The sequence below is a fragment of the Roseateles sp. P5_E1 genome (assembly GCF_054049335.1).
This window is the reverse complement of record NZ_JBFUMN010000434.1, coordinates 1-535: the sequence shown is the minus strand read 5'-3', so window position 1 is coordinate 535 and position 535 is coordinate 1. Positions and strand designations below refer to the sequence as shown.

At 69.3% G+C, this 535-nt stretch carries 1 protein-coding gene; it reads left to right on the top strand.

The genetic code is table 11. From position 1 onward, the window contains the following. The coding region (locus ACXJKJ_RS31940) for a hypothetical protein (protein WP_457395747.1) at nt 1–463 on the top strand (463 nt) is incomplete at its 5' end. Between the last annotated feature and the right edge of the window lie 72 nt (nt 464–535).

Sequence of the window (535 nt, the reverse complement as noted above, 5' to 3'; positions counted from 1 at the left end):
AGGTTACCGCTCGGCGGTGTGGCTCAAGCCACTGCTGACCGCTGCCATGGCGGTACTGGCGCTTTCCGCGCTGGCCTGGCCCGTCGCCGCGTTCGTCCGCCGTCGTCATGGCCGCGTGCTGGCCTGGCCGCGCAGGACGCTGCTGGCCTATCGCCTGAGCCGCCTCGCGTGCTGGTTCATGCTGCTGGTACCTGCAGCAGCCATGGCGTTGATGGCGTGGGCGGCCGCGGATTTCGCCCGCCTGGACGACCGTCTCGATCCGGCGGTGATCGGGCTGGGCACCGCCTCCGTGATCGCCATCGTCGGCGGGCTCGCGGCGATGACCTGGAACCTGCTGCAGACGCTGCGCGGCGGACGCGGCTGGCAGGCACGCCTTTGGGCCGTGCTGCTGCTGATGGCCGCCTGCGTGCTTGCCTACGCGCTGGCTCTGATGGGCCTGGCCGACTTCGCTCTCAACTACTGACCCGTCGCCCCGCTTCGGGGCTGGAGACATCCTGTGAAACTCACCCTGCAGATCGACACGCTTGCATTGCTG